The sequence below is a fragment of the uncultured Bacillus sp. genome (assembly GCF_958411575.1).
Lineage (GTDB): Bacteria > Bacillota > Bacilli > Bacillales > Bacillaceae > Bacillus > Bacillus spizizenii.
The window spans coordinates 664,657-678,922 of the sequence record NZ_CATYRA010000001.1; the positions used below are offsets into that span (position 1 = coordinate 664,657).

10 protein-coding genes are annotated in these 14,266 nt (G+C 44.0%); 7 read left to right on the forward strand and 3 right to left on the reverse strand.

Going from position 1 to position 14,266, the window contains the following annotated elements:
* The first annotated feature begins 21 nt into the window (after positions 1-21).
* The 4 genes from gntP to ahpF all read left to right on the forward strand — a co-directional run bounded on the left by gntP (position 22) and on the right by ahpF (position 5,424).
* On the forward strand, positions 22-1,368 hold the full coding sequence (gntP, locus tag Q5C82_RS03310) for a gluconate permease GntP (RefSeq protein ID WP_003219094.1): 1,347 nt from the start codon (positions 22-24) through the stop codon (positions 1,366-1,368).
* Between the two features lie 23 nt (positions 1,369-1,391).
* Positions 1,392-2,798: a decarboxylating NADP(+)-dependent phosphogluconate dehydrogenase gene (gene gnd / locus Q5C82_RS03315; RefSeq protein WP_003219096.1), complete on the forward strand. Its 1,407-nt coding sequence runs from the start codon at positions 1,392-1,394 to the stop codon at positions 2,796-2,798.
* A 519-nt stretch (positions 2,799-3,317) separates the two neighbouring features.
* Positions 3,318-3,881 carry an alkyl hydroperoxide reductase subunit C gene (gene ahpC, locus Q5C82_RS03320; protein ID WP_003219098.1) on the forward strand — a complete coding sequence of 188 codons (564 nt, stop codon included), beginning with the start codon at positions 3,318-3,320 and terminating at the stop codon, positions 3,879-3,881.
* Between the two features lie 13 nt (positions 3,882-3,894).
* Positions 3,895-5,424, forward strand: a complete 1,530-nt coding sequence (gene ahpF, locus Q5C82_RS03325; RefSeq protein ID WP_003219100.1) for an alkyl hydroperoxide reductase subunit F — start codon at positions 3,895-3,897, stop codon at positions 5,422-5,424.
* A 111-nt stretch (positions 5,425-5,535) separates the two neighbouring features.
* Here the strand turns inward: ahpF and Q5C82_RS03330 are convergent, their stop codons facing one another.
* The 3 genes from Q5C82_RS03330 to Q5C82_RS03340 all read right to left on the reverse strand — a co-directional run bounded on the left by Q5C82_RS03330 (position 5,536) and on the right by Q5C82_RS03340 (position 10,500).
* Positions 5,536-6,888 carry a polysaccharide pyruvyl transferase family protein gene (locus tag Q5C82_RS03330; protein ID WP_003219102.1) on the reverse strand — a complete coding sequence of 451 codons (1,353 nt, stop codon included), beginning with the start codon at positions 6,886-6,888 and terminating at the stop codon, positions 5,536-5,538.
* A gap of 290 nt (positions 6,889-7,178) precedes the next feature.
* The gene (bglA, locus tag Q5C82_RS03335; RefSeq protein ID WP_003219104.1) at positions 7,179-8,618 is read right to left on the reverse strand and encodes a 6-phospho-beta-glucosidase BglA; all 1,440 of its coding nucleotides are present in this window, start codon (positions 8,616-8,618) and stop codon (positions 7,179-7,181) included.
* Positions 8,619-8,631: 13 nt separating this feature from the next.
* Complete coding sequence (locus tag Q5C82_RS03340) at positions 8,632-10,500, reverse strand: beta-glucoside-specific PTS transporter subunit IIABC (protein WP_003219106.1); 1,869 nt, start codon at positions 10,498-10,500, stop codon at positions 8,632-8,634.
* A gap of 154 nt (positions 10,501-10,654) precedes the next feature.
* Between Q5C82_RS03340 and Q5C82_RS03345 the strand changes: the two genes are divergently transcribed.
* From Q5C82_RS03345 to fbp, 3 genes are all read left to right on the forward strand, one after another.
* Positions 10,655-11,365: a GntR family transcriptional regulator gene (locus tag Q5C82_RS03345; RefSeq protein ID WP_003219108.1), complete on the forward strand. Its 711-nt coding sequence runs from the start codon at positions 10,655-10,657 to the stop codon at positions 11,363-11,365.
* A 62-nt stretch (positions 11,366-11,427) separates the two neighbouring features.
* Entirely contained in the window at positions 11,428-11,592 is a 165-nt protein-coding gene (locus tag Q5C82_RS03350; protein ID WP_003219109.1) for a hypothetical protein, read from the forward strand.
* Between the two features lie 235 nt (positions 11,593-11,827).
* Complete coding sequence (fbp, locus tag Q5C82_RS03355) at positions 11,828-13,753, forward strand: fructose-1,6-bisphosphatase (protein ID WP_003219110.1); 1,926 nt, start codon at positions 11,828-11,830, stop codon at positions 13,751-13,753.
* Positions 13,754-14,266: the final 513 nt, after the last annotated feature.

Consider the following 14,266-nt stretch of genomic DNA (forward strand, 5'->3'; position numbering starts at 1 on the left):
CATGAAGGGGAGGGCATTACCATGCCGTTAATCATCGTTGCACTTGGGATCCTAGCTTTACTACTTTTGATCATGGGCTTAAAATTAAACACATTTATATCCTTACTGGTCGTATCGTTCGGCGTGGCATTGGCACTCGGGATGCCGTTCGATAAAGTTGTCAGCTCTATTGAAGAAGGAATAGGGGGAACTCTTGGCCACATCGCACTCATCTTCGGACTCGGTGCGATGCTGGGCAAGCTGATTGCCGATTCAGGAGGCGCACAGCGCATTGCCATGACACTGGTCAACAAATTTGGCGAAAAAAACATTCAATGGGCCGTTGTCATTGCCTCATTCATCATCGGTATTGCGTTATTTTTTGAAGTAGGATTGGTTCTATTAATTCCGATCGTATTTGCGATTTCAAGAGAATTGAAGATTTCTATTTTATATCTCGGGATTCCGATGGTCGCAGCGCTATCTGTCACGCACGGTTTCCTGCCGCCGCATCCGGGGCCTACAGCGATTGCCGGTGAGTACGGCGCAAACATTGGGGAAGTGCTGCTGTACGGCTTTATCGTTGCTCTACCGACAGTGCTCATCGCAGGGCCTTTGTTTACAAAGCTCGCGAAAAAAATCGTTCCTGCCTCATTTGCGAAAAACGGCAATATTGCATCACTCGGTACGCAAAAAACGTTCAAGCTTGAAGAAACACCTGGCTTTGGAGTCAGCGTCTTTACTGCAATGCTTCCAATTATCATCATGTCGGTCGCGACGATTATCGATCTGCTTCAAGAAACAATCGGATTTGCGGATAACGGAGTTTTAGCTTTTATCCGATTGATTGGAAACGCATCGACTGCTATGATTATTTCGTTATTGGTTGCAGTCTATACAATGGGCATCAAACGCAACATTCCAGTCAAAACTGTGATGGACTCTTGTTCAACAGCCATTTCACAAATCGGCATGATGCTTCTGATCATCGGAGGAGGCGGCGCCTTCAAACAAGTGCTGATCAACGGCGGTGTCGGCGATTACGTGGCAGACTTATTCAAAGGTACTGCATTATCGCCAATCGTCTTAGCATGGCTCATCGCGGCGATCCTGCGCATTTCTCTAGGATCAGCCACCGTTGCCGCGCTAAGCACAACAGGGCTCGTTATTCCGTTATTGGGACATTCTGATGTCAACCTGGCATTAGTCGTGCTAGCAACAGGCGCAGGAAGTGTCATCGCTTCACACGTCAATGATGCCGGCTTCTGGATGTTCAAGGAATACTTCGGATTAAGCATGAAAGAAACATTTGCCACATGGACGTTGCTGGAAACGATTATTTCCGTTGCTGGACTGGGATTCATATTATTGTTAAGTTTAGTTGTATGAAATTGATGAAGGAGCTGTAACACATGTTCAATACGATTGGTGTCATAGGCTTAGGCGTAATGGGAAGCAATATCGCCTTAAACATGGCAAACAAAGGTGAAAACGTCGCCGTCTATAATTACACCAGAGATCTAACGGACCAGCTTGTCCAAAAGCTGGATGGACAATCTCTCAGCCCATATTACGAGCTTGAGGATTTTGTTCAATCGTTAGAGAAACCAAGAAAAATCTTTTTGATGGTCACAGCGGGAAAACCCGTAGATTCCGTCATCCAATCATTAATGCCTTTACTTGAAGAAGGCGACGTCATCATGGACGGGGGCAACTCCCACTATGAGGACACAGAAAGAAGATATGACGAGCTGAAGGAAAAAGGCATCGGCTACCTGGGAGTCGGCATTTCCGGCGGCGAAGTCGGCGCATTAACAGGGCCTTCCATCATGCCGGGCGGGGATCGCGAAGTCTATGAGAAAGTCGCTCCTATCCTGACGAAAATCGCAGCTCAGGTCGGAGATGATCCGTGCTGTGTCTACATCGGTCCAAAAGGGGCAGGGCACTTTACAAAAATGGTACACAACGGCATTGAGTATGCCGACATGCAGCTAATTGCAGAAGCCTATACGTTTCTGAGAGAAACGCTGCGTCTGCCGCTTGATGAAATTGCATCTATTTTTGAAACATGGAATCAAGGTGAGCTGAAAAGCTATTTAATAGAGATTACAGCTGAGATTTTACGCAAAAAAGACGAAAAAACAGGACAGCCTCTGATTGATGTCATCCTTGATAAAACCGGCCAAAAAGGCACCGGAAAATGGACGAGCATGCAGGCGATTGATAATGGCATCCCGTCCACAATCATTACAGAGTCCTTGTTCGCCCGCTACTTGTCATCCTTAAAAGAAGAACGGGTGGCAGCTCAAGACATGTTAGCAGGCCCGGAAGCCGAAGAAAAACACTTTGATAAAGACACTTGGATTGAATACGTCAGACAGGCTCTTTATATGGGAAAAGTGTGCGCCTACGCACAAGGCTTTGCCCAATACAAAATGTCATCTGAGCTTTACGGATGGAACCTGCCGCTCAAAGACATCGCCTTGATTTTCCGAGGCGGCTGCATCATCCGCGCAGATTTCTTAAATGTGATCAGCGAAGCATTCAGCGAGCAGCCAAATCTGGCAAACCTGCTGATCGCACCATATTTCACAGATAAGCTCCAAGCCTATCAAACAGGCCTGCGAAAAGTCGTTTGCGAGGGCATCAGCACAGGAATCTCATTCCCATGCTTAACCACCGCGCTCTCTTATTACGACGGATACCGCACAGGACGTTCCAATTCGAACCTCTTGCAGGCGCAGCGCGATTACTTCGGCGCCCATACGTACGAACGGACAGATATGGACGGCGTTTTCCATACGAATTGGTCTGAATAACAGTCATAAAAAAACACGGTCAGTTTCAACTGAACCGTGTTTTTTTCATCTATGATTTCTTCTATCTCAAATAACAGGAGACATAAGCTATGTTTTAAATATCATAAACAGTGATACAATAATAGCTAGAAACAATCCCCAAGATCATTATGTGATAGCATGCTTGCTGTTCCGTTCTACTCTGCTTTTTGTTTATTGAGAAAAATGATTACACGATTTACCCCCTTGCTCACTGTGTCATAAAATGTTCAAATGCCTATAACAAGCCTGACATTCTGATTTATAAAAGTTCCTGAAAACCTTGTCTAATTGAGAATCAGCCCATTTTAACATTCTCATCTGCTATAAAAGAAATGCCTAAATCTTTCCTATCACACCTTACAAAAGACGAAAAAAAGTAAGTTATTAATGGGTTTTGGCTTGACAAAAAATATATATTAATTAATAATTCATATATAATTAGAATTATTATTGAAAGCACTCATGCTTTCTAATACATTTTTAGGAGGAATATACATTATGTCTTTAATCGGTAAAGAAGTACTTCCATTCGAAGCAAAAGCATTCAAAAACGGTGAATTCATCGATGTAACAAACGAAGATTTGAAAGGCCAATGGAGCGTATTCTGCTTCTACCCAGCAGATTTCTCTTTCGTATGCCCAACTGAGCTTGAAGATCTTCAAGAACAATACGCTGCACTTAAAGAATTAGGTGTTGAAGTATACTCTATCTCTACAGATACTCACTTCGTACACAAAGGCTGGCATGACAGCTCTGAAAAAATCGGCAAAATCACTTACGCAATGATCGGTGACCCATCTCAAACGATCTCTCGCAACTTCGATGTTCTTGACGAAGAATCTGGTCTTGCTGACCGCGGAACATTCATCATCGATCCAGATGGCGTCATCCAAACTGTAGAAATCAATGCAGGCGGTATCGGCCGTGACGCAAGCAACCTAATCAGCAAAGTAAAAGCAGCACAATACGTTCGTCAAAACCCAGGTGAAGTTTGCCCGGCTAAATGGGAAGAAGGCGGCGAAACTCTTACACCTAGCCTTGATCTAGTAGGTAAAATCTAAGGAGTGCATTCCATTGGTACTTGATGCAAATATCAAAGCACAATTAAATCAATACATGCAGCTAATTGAGAATGATATTGTTCTCAAAGTTAGCGCAGGCGAAGATGACACTTCTAAGGACATGCTGGCTCTCGTTGATGAGCTGGCTTCCATGTCATCTAAAATTTCAGTTGAAAAAGCTGAATTAAACAGAACGCCAAGCTTCAGTGTCAATCGTGTCGGAGAAGACACTGGCGTTACATTCGCCGGTATCCCTCTGGGCCACGAATTCACATCATTAGTCTTGGCGCTGCTCCAAGTGAGCGGCAGACCGCCTAAGGTAGACCAAAAAGTCATTGATCAGGTGAAAAAGATCAGCGGTGAATACCACTTTGAATCTTATATCAGCCTGACATGCCACAACTGTCCTGACGTTGTACAAGCTTTAAACATGATGAGCGTGCTGAACCCGAACATTACGCACACGATGATTGACGGTGCAGCATACAAATCAGAAGTTGAAAGCAAAAACATCATGGCCGTGCCGACCGTTTACCTGAATGGCGAATCCTTCGGAAGCGGCCGTATGACGCTTGAAGAAATTCTTGCGAAAATGGGCAGCGGCGCAGATGCATCTGAGTTTGCTGACAAAGAGCCGTTTGACGTTCTTGTTGTCGGAGGCGGGCCTGCTGGCGCAAGTGCAGCCATCTACACTGCGCGTAAAGGCATCCGCACTGGTGTTGTCGCTGAACGCTTCGGCGGACAGGTTCTCGACACAATGAGCATCGAAAACTTCATCAGCGTCAAAGCGACGGAAGGTCCGAAGCTTGCTGCAAGTCTTGAAGAGCATGTGAAGGAATATGATATTGACGTCATGAACCTTCAGCGTGCCAAACGCCTTGAGAAGAAAGATCTGTTCGAACTTGAACTTGAAAACGGCGCTGTCCTGAAAAGTAAAACAGTGATCCTGTCAACAGGTGCCCGCTGGCGCAATGTCAACGTACCTGGTGAACAAGAGTTCAAAAACAAAGGTGTCGCTTACTGCCCGCACTGTGATGGCCCATTGTTTGAAGGCAAAGACGTAGCGGTTATCGGCGGCGGAAACTCTGGTATCGAAGCAGCGATTGATCTTGCAGGTATTGTCAATCACGTCACTGTGCTAGAGTTCGCGCCGGAACTGAAAGCAGACGAAGTCTTGCAAAAACGTCTCTACAGCCTGCCAAACGTCACTGTACTCAAAAATGCACAAACAAAAGAAATCACAGGCGATCAGAGCGTAAACGGCATCACATACGTAGACCGCGAAACAGGCGAAGAAAAACACGTTGAACTCCAAGGTGTATTCGTCCAAATCGGTCTCGTGCCAAACACAGAATGGTTAGATGAAACGGTCGAACGTAACCGCATCGGCGAAATCGTAGTCGATAAACACGGCGCGACAAGCGTCCCAGGCTTATTCGCTGCCGGTGACTGCACAGACAGTGCGTTCAATCAAATTATTATTTCGATGGGATCAGGTGCAACGGCCGCTCTCGGCGCGTTTGATTACCTTATCCGTAACTAATATTAGAAAGCCGCAATATTGCCAGATTGGCAGCATTGCGGCTTTCTTTTTTATTCCAAAAATATTGCATGTTTTATACAATTGTAATATAGTTGTAATGTTAGTGAATGGTCACTTCACACTCAGCATATTTGCTGTTTTTAAAGCGATACGCACTGATTTCCTATTTAAAGTGCCCTGATACTTTTTGACCTTTTTTTTCAGATCTTTAATGGTTTTTTCCTTTTTGGCATTTTCTAATGCCATAAGCGCTTCCCAGCGTTTCGCTGTTTCTGTGGAACTGCAGCCGCTAACTGTAGTTACAGGCGGAAGAAGCTTCGTGTTAGATAGTTTTTCGTCAAAAGGAACGGTATCAGGAATCGCTTTCTCTTGATAAATATGATCCAATTCATTTTGATTCAGGAAGCTGATGAAATGGTCAAAGTTTTGCGCTTGCCGTTTCTCAGGCTGATGAAAATCAAGTGTTTCAATTAATTCTGACAGTTTTGTCTGATCGGTTATCTCATTTGCCATGACATGCGTCAACTGATGGTACTCAGCTAATTCTCGCATTCTTGCGTCTTTCGGAAGCAAAAGGCTCGGTGTTCCAGCAATTGTCGCTGCGATATTCCCATGCAGCCTTGCGCCAAAGCTTAAATCAGCTTGTCTCAGGAAATCCAGCCATGTCGGCACATTTAAAAAGAAACGGACTCTATCATTGTGATAAGCTGGGTCTTCCATGCTGACCGGATAATTATCAGCAGGCTTCGCTATCGCAGGCGCACCTGCATACGTCAAAATCATTTCTTTTCGCCATTGCGGGATAAAGTAATGATTCGGGAACTCTTTCATGCTTCTCGTAATGAAGTCCAGTACATGCTTAGGAGACAGCCTTGATGAGTTAACCGTCACCATTGAATCTGGTGTGATATGGGTTTCTCTTATCTTCAGTTCTCTTCCAAACGCATACATAGAAGGACAGCCAATTACCGTATGGTCAATGCCTTCACGGAATCCTAATCTAGAAAGGTATTTCGCAGTAATCTCACCGCGGACACCGATCATATTTGATCTCTCCAGCACGGCACTCACAAACGCCTTCACATCTTGATCAAAAGGAAAACCCTCATTTAATTTTGGTTCAAACGGAGCCCGCAAACCAACACCAATTACAACAACCGGAATGGTTAACTTCTTAATTAATTGGGTATATTTCCGTAAAGAAGGTACAAAATCCTCGCGGAATGCATCTGCCAGCGGAATAATATACATATCATATGTTTTATTAATTTGTTCAGCATCTTCCGGATTAATCCGATAATAATCTGGAGTAATCGTCGTTCCTTCTGTCATCAGTGTACGAAACACACTGTAGGCATATACTAAGTTTCCTACGTTGCCGCCAATGGAGTTGCGAACAATCATTTCAGCTGCATTAAATGTATCAAATGGTGATATGCCAGCCCTTATTAAAATATTTTTCAATGTGATGTTGCCCCTTCCTCGCCAAATTTTTGTCAGGAGATTTGCTTAGGGAACTCTATCATGATCTTAAAATCTTCAGCCGGACACCCGCTTTCATCCCTTTTTACTCACAAACTCTCTCCCTTTCTTCCGTTCTAATATTAAATTATACAAAAAAGCATCTTGCAGGTGAAATCATAACATAGCAATCAGTATTGGTAATCTATTCCCATCATTGGATGTCAGTTCACATCACACCAAAAAACCCAAACCAAGCACTTCAGTAAAAGCACTCGATTCGGGCCAGCAGCTTATAATTCCTCGCCGTTCGTTTGAATGACGTTTTTGTACCACTCAAATGAATCTTTCTTATATCGCTTCATGGATCCGTTTCCTTCATTATCACGATCAACATAGATCATGCCGTAGCGTTTTTTCATTTCTCCTGTTGTGAAGGAGACGATATCAATAATCCCCCACGGCGTGTAGCCGATTAAATCTACACCGTCGTAAGTAACCGCTTTTTCCAATGCTTCAATATGTGATTTCAAATATTGAATTCGTTCCGGATCATGGATCTTGCCGTCTTCCTCCAGCGTATCCACCGCACCAAAGCCGTTTTCAACGATGAATAACGGAATTTGGTACCGGTCATAAAAACGGTTTAACGTATATCTCAGCCCAGTTGGATCAATTGCCCAACCCCAGTCGCTTGATGTGATGTACGGATTTTCGACACCATTTGGCAATCCGCCGTTGACGATATCGCCCGTATTATCATTTTCCACATCGCTTTTCACAGTTGTAGACATATAATAGCTGAAGCCTAAGTAATCAACGGTTCCGTTTCTTAAAATCTCATCATCGCCGTCTTCAAATGTAATGTTATAGCCCTCTCGTTCAAATTCCTTCAACGCGTAACTTGGATAGTAACCGCGAACCTGTACATCCGGGAAGAAGTAGCGCTGTCTCATTTCTTCTTCAGCCAGCATCACATCTTCAGGATTGGAGGAGAAAGGATAAATCGGCACGTGTGACACCATGGCCCCAATTTGGAAGCCTGGATTGATGTCTTTCCCTTTTGCCACTGCTAAAGCGCTCGCCACTAATTCGTGGTGCGCCGTTTGATACATAACTTCCTTGGCGTTTTCGTTTTCGCCAACCACAACACCTGAATTCGTCCATAGGAACAGCGGATTGTTCACGTCCATTTGGTTGTTGATCTCGTTAAATGTCATCCAATACTTCACTTTATCTTTGTAACGGTTGAAGCAAGCCTCTGCAAAGTTGACGAAGAAGTCCACGACTTTCCGGTTTCTAAAGCCACCGTATTCCCTTGCCAGGTGCAGCGGCATTTCAAAATGAGACAAGGTAATCACCGGCTCGATCCCATGCTTCAGCAATTCATCAAACACATCATCATAGAACTGTAAACCCGCTTCGTTCGGTTCGGCCTCATCGCCTTTCGGAAAAATCCGGCTCCAGCCGATGGATGTCCGCAAGCATTTTAATCCCATTTCTGCAAACAAAGCGATATCTTCCTTGTATCTGTGATAGAAATCAATGGCTTCATGGTTCGGATAAAATTCGTTCTCTTCAATGGTATCCGTGATTTTTCTCGGCACACCGTGCGCACCCGCTGTCATGACATCGACCACGCTCGGCCCTTTACCGCCTTGATTCCATCCGCCTTCAAATTGGTGGGCAGCTAGAGCACCGCCCCATAAGAAATCCTTCGGCATTTTTTCCATCTTTTATTCCTCCCTAACTCACGACTGTAAATAATTTTTGGTCTAACGCACTTTCTTCAAGATCCTCGATAAGAATTTCTTGATACGCATGTGAATTCGTGATGATGACTGGGGTAATCGTTGTTAACCCTTTCTGTTCAATGAATGCTTTATCAAATTCGGCAAGCACCTCGCCTTTTTTGACTGTATCGCCTTCTTTTACCTTCAAGGCAAAAGGAGTGCCGTCTAATGTCACCGTATCCAGTCCGATGTGTACAAGCAATTCGATGCCAGACGCCGAACGAAGGCCGATCGCATGCTTTGTAGGCGCGACCATGACGACGGTCCCGTCAAACGGGGCAAACAGTTTATTATCAGATGGCTCAATCGCCAAACCTTGTCCCATTGCACCTGAACTGAATACCTCATCAGGCACCTTAGAAAGCGGGATGACCTTGCCGCTAAATGGAGCATATACTGTCTCTTCATTTGCCTGTTCCGCTTGAAGATTGTCCTTTTCCGTCTGTGCAGCAGTATCTTCACCGTAGCCAAAGATCTGTATCAGCACAACAGGCAGAATCACCGCAATCGCAGCACCGATTAAAATGCCCCAAATGGATGTCGGGAATTGTTCATTGATACCATTCACGATCGTCAGCGGACCCGGAAGTCCCGCATAGGCAAAGTAATACGGATGAAAAAAGCTTGCTACGACTGCGCCAACCGCGCCGGACATACAGCCAAAGATAAATGGCTTCTTAAATCTTAAGGTCACACCGTAGATCGCAGGCTCTGTAATGCCAAACAATCCTGTGACTCCAGCCGAAACGCTGACTTTTCTCGTTTCCTTGTTTCTCGCTTTCAGGATGACGCCAAGCACGGCCCCAACCTGCGCAACGACCGCTATTGTTTGATACGCCTGGAATGAATCCCGGCCGTATAAATCAAAGTTTGCCAATACCATCGGCGTAATGCCCCAGTGTACACCGAAGATCACGATGACCTGCCAGAATGCGCCGATGATCGCTCCAGCCAAAGCCGGCACGTTTTCTGCCAAGAAGTTGTAACCGTTTGCAATTCCGTTTGCGCCTAATGTTGTCACAGGGCCTATGAGGACAATCGTTAACGGCACCATGATGATCATACATAGAAACGGAACAAATAGCGGTCTGACCACTTCGTTCATTCTCCTATTTAAGAATCGTTCAAGATAAGACAACATCCACACTAAAAATAATGGCGGCAGCACGGAAGACGTGTATGTCGTTTGCGACAAAGCAATCCCTAAGAAAGAAATGCTCTTTCCGTCTGCGATTTGAGCTGCCATCTCCGCCCATGTCGGACTGACTAACGCGGCACAGCACGCTACAGCGATATACGTGTTGGTCTTAAAATGCTTTGATGCCGTAATCGCGATAAAAATAGGCAAAAACGTAAACGGCGCCCAAGATATGAAACTGAAAACCTGATAAACTCCTGTTTTCTCAAAACCAGCAAACAATAAGTTAATGATAATTAATGCCCCTTGCAAAATACCAGCAGCGGCCAGAATGTACACAAACGGCGCAAAAACAGCTGACATCGTCGCAATGATCCGGTTCAACATCGTTCCTTTATTCTCGCTCTGTTCGCCAGAAAGATCAATATGGACCAGCTTTGAAAACTCCTCGAAGACTTCCCCTACATGCTGTCCAATGACAACCTGGAATTGACCGCTGTTCTCTACAACCGTAATGACGCCGGGCATCGACTTCACGATATCCTTCGCTTTAGGGTTAGATCGCTTCAGCACCAACCGAAGCCTAGTAGCACAGCGAGAAGCTCCTATTACATTCTCTTCCCCGCCTACGGCCTCCAAAATGTCTTTCGCTAGTCTTGTATAATCTCTCACTTTCCCCGACATTTTAACCCACCCCTTTGTTTGGTTACGCTTTCATTATAATTGTACCGGTATAATTTATCAATACCCAAACAATATTTGTATACTGACTATGATTGTAAGCGGTTTATGCTATAATTTTGACAAGTGAAACTAAACGAATAAATGAGGAATGCGTATGTTAAAGTACCAGCAAATCGCAGCGGAAATTGAAACATATATAGAAGAACGCCAGCTCAAACAGGGAGACAAACTGCCAGTGCTCGAAACCCTCATGGCCCAGTTTGAAGTCAGCAAAAGCACAATCACAAAGTCCCTGGATCTATTAGAGCAAAAAGGCGCAATCTTTCAGCTCAGAGGGAGCGGCATCTTCGTCAGAAAACATAAACGAAAAGGCTACATCAGCCTTCTGTCCAATCAGGGATTTAAAAAAGACCTCGAAGATTTCAACGTCACCTCAAAAGTCATTGAACTGGACGTGAGAAAGCCGACACCGGAAGCGGCAGAAAACCTGAACATCGGACGTGAGGAGGACATCTACTTTGTCAAAAGGGTCCGCTACATCAACGGCCAAACTCTTTGTTACGAAGAATCCTATTACAACAAATCTATCGTGACGTATTTAAACAACGAAATCGTCTCCCACTCCATCTTCCATTACATCAGGGAAGGACTGGGATTGAAGATTGGTTTTTCTGATTTGTTTCTGCACGTGGGTCAGCTTAATGAGGAAGAAGCGGAGTATTTGGGGTTAGAGGCTGGACTGCCGAAGCTGTATATAGAGAGTATTTTTCATCTCACGAATGGGGTTCCGTTTGATTACTCGAAGATATCTTATAATTATGAGCAGTCGCAGTTCGTGGTACAGGCGAATAGTTTTTTGTTGTAAGACTTCTGCATCTTGCTTCTAATAAAGAAACAAGGGACCATTAACTATGGAAGGTGGTCGACATGTACAAAATCATCATTCCTGCAATACTAGCCATCTTCATACTTTGGATACTATTACAGATTTCACCCCTAGAGATGAGCATCGTTAAGAATCCAATGAATTACTTTATCGTATTCATTATCTTTTTCCTCTTTATAAAGATGGTAAAAGAAAAACAACAATAATTTACTTCGAACCACTGTGGGAAACCAGATTTTGAATGAAATCTGGTTTTTTTGTTTCATTTTATACACACTCATCCCGGCGCCTCTTTCCCTCGTTTTGATTGTCTCTAAAAGGTGTTATGCGTTACTATCATATAAAGGTACAATGATGAAAAATAATGTCATACTTTTAATTTCACCTTATCATGCACATGCTCATAAATAGGGGTTTATTCTAAAAAGGGGATGGACGGTTTTGGAAAGCAAGTACTTAGATTTACTCGCACAAAAATACGATTGTGAAGAAAAAGTGGTAACGGAAATCATTAATTTGAAAGCGATACTGAACCTGCCAAAAGGCACCGAGCATTTTGTCAGTGATTTGCATGGGGAGTATCAGGCATTCCAGCACGTGCTGCGTAATGGTTCGGGACGAGTAAAAGAGAAGATACGCGACATCTTCAGCGGTGTCATTTACGATAGAGAAATTGATGAATTAGCAGCACTGGTCTATTATCCGGAAGACAAACTGAAGTTAATCAAACATGACTTTGATGCGAAACCAGCATTAAACGATTGGTATAAAGAAACGATTAACCGAATGATTAAGCTCGTTTCTTATTGCTCCTCCAAGTATACCCGCTCCAAACTGCGCAAAGCACTGCCTGCCCAGTTTGCTTATATTACAGAGGAGTTGCTATACAAAACAGAACAAGCTGGCAACAAGGAGCAATATTACTCTGAAATCATTGATCAGATCATTGAACTTGGCCAAGCCGATAAGCTGATCACTGGCCTTGCTTACAGCGTTCAGCGATTGGTGGTCGACCATCTGCATGTGGTCGGCGATATTTACGACCGCGGACCGCAGCCGGATAGGATTATGGAAGAACTGATCAACTATCATTCTGTCGATATTCAGTGGGGAAATCACGATGTCCTTTGGATCGGCGCCTACTCCGGCTCCAAAGTATGCCTAGCCAATATTATCCGCATCTGTGCCCGCTATGACAATCTGGATATTATTGAAGACGTGTACGGCATCAATTTAAGACCGCTGCTGAACCTGGCCGAAAAATATTATGACGATAATCCAGCATTCCGTCCAAAAGCAGACGACAACAGGCCTGAGGATGAGATTAAGCAAATCACAAAAATCCATCAAGCGATTGCGATGATCCAATTCAAGCTTGAGAGCCCGATTATCAAGAGACGGCCGAACTTTAATATGGAGGAACGGCTGTTATTAGAGAAAATAGATTACGACAAAAACGAAATCACGCTGCACGGAAAAACATATCAGCTGGAAAACACCTGCTTTGCGACAATTAATCCGGAACAGCCAGACCAGCTATTAGAAGAAGAAGCAGAGGTCATAGACAAGCTGCTATTTTCTGTCCAGCATTCCGAAAAGCTGGGCCGCCATATGAATTTTATGATGAAAAAAGGCAGCCTTTATTTAAAATATAACGGCAACCTGCTAATTCACGGCTGTATTCCTGTCGATGAAAACGGCAATATGGAAACGATGATGATTGAAGATAAACCGTATGCGGGCCGTGAGCTGCTCGATGTATTTGAACGGTTCTTGCGAGAAGCCTTTGCCCACCCGGAAGAAACCGATGACCTAGCGACAGATATGGCTTGGTATTTATGGACAGGCGAATACTCCTCCCTCTTCGGAAAACGCGCCATGACAACATTTGAGCGCTATTTCATCAAAGAGAAGGAAACGCATAAAGAAAAGAAAAATCCGTATTATTATTTACGCGAAGACGAGGCAACCTGCCGAAACATCCTGGCAGAATTCGGCCTCAATCCAGATCATGGCCATATCATTAACGGCCATACACCCGTAAAAGAAATCGAAGGAGAAGACCCAATCAAAGCAAACGGAAAAATGATCGTCATCGACGGCGGCTTCTCCAAAGCCTACCAATCCACAACAGGCATCGCCGGCTACACGCTGCTATACAACTCCTACGGCATGCAGCTCGTCGCCCATAAACACTTCAACTCCAAGGCAGAAGTCCTAAGCACTGGAACCGACGTCTTAACGGTGAAACGATTAGTGGACAAAGAGCTTGAGCGGAAGAAAGTGAAGGAAACGAATGTGGGTGAGGAATTGTTGCAGGAAGTTGCGATTTTGGAGAGTTTGCGGGAGTATCGGTATATGAAGTGAGGGATGAAGATATGCTCATCTAAAGGTAGACAGAGATGAAATAAAAAATCTGTATGCCCTAGAGGAGTTTTTTCATGTTTGGAAAATAGTACACAAGATAAAAACTATGCATACTTTCAGGATGTGATTAGGGAAATGCTTAAGCTAATGGGGTTGCAGATAAAGTTGAAAAAGATCAATAGTAGGCGGTTCTCAGTCAGATTCGGTCCGAAGATTGATATCTTGCAATTTCAGAACTAAATCAAGAGGAAAGCTTCTCTGTCCAGATTTTATATGAAATTGACAAGTTCTCACGTCAAGGGTATTACTAATGGAAGAAGCAAATGCCTTCCGCGAGAAAAACGTAATGAACAAATTATAGCCGAGATGACATTTCCTCATGAACTTTAGTATCTGGTTTTTGTTTTTGTCTTTGCTTTTGTCACTATATAATTATCTTTGAATTAAACCGACGATTGAATCCGGAGAAAACCAAACGAGGGTGAATTTTGTCAAAATCGGCCTGCCACATTA

Coding starts and splice junctions, on each gene's coding strand:
- gntP (WP_003219094.1), top strand. CDS start 22: ATGCCGTTAATCATCGTTGCACTTGGGATCCTAGCTTTACTACTTTTG.
- gnd (WP_003219096.1), top strand. CDS start 1,392: ATGTTCAATACGATTGGTGTCATAGGCTTAGGCGTAATGGGAAGCAAT.
- ahpC (WP_003219098.1), top strand. CDS start 3,318: ATGTCTTTAATCGGTAAAGAAGTACTTCCATTCGAAGCAAAAGCATTC.
- bglA (WP_003219104.1), bottom strand. CDS start 8,618: ATGGAAAAAATGCCGAAGGATTTCTTATGGGGCGGTGCTCTAGCTGCC.
- Q5C82_RS03340 (WP_003219106.1), bottom strand. CDS start 10,500: ATGTCGGGGAAAGTGAGAGATTATACAAGACTAGCGAAAGACATTTTG.
- Q5C82_RS03345 (WP_003219108.1), top strand. CDS start 10,655: ATGTTAAAGTACCAGCAAATCGCAGCGGAAATTGAAACATATATAGAA.
- Q5C82_RS03350 (WP_003219109.1), top strand. CDS start 11,428: ATGTACAAAATCATCATTCCTGCAATACTAGCCATCTTCATACTTTGG.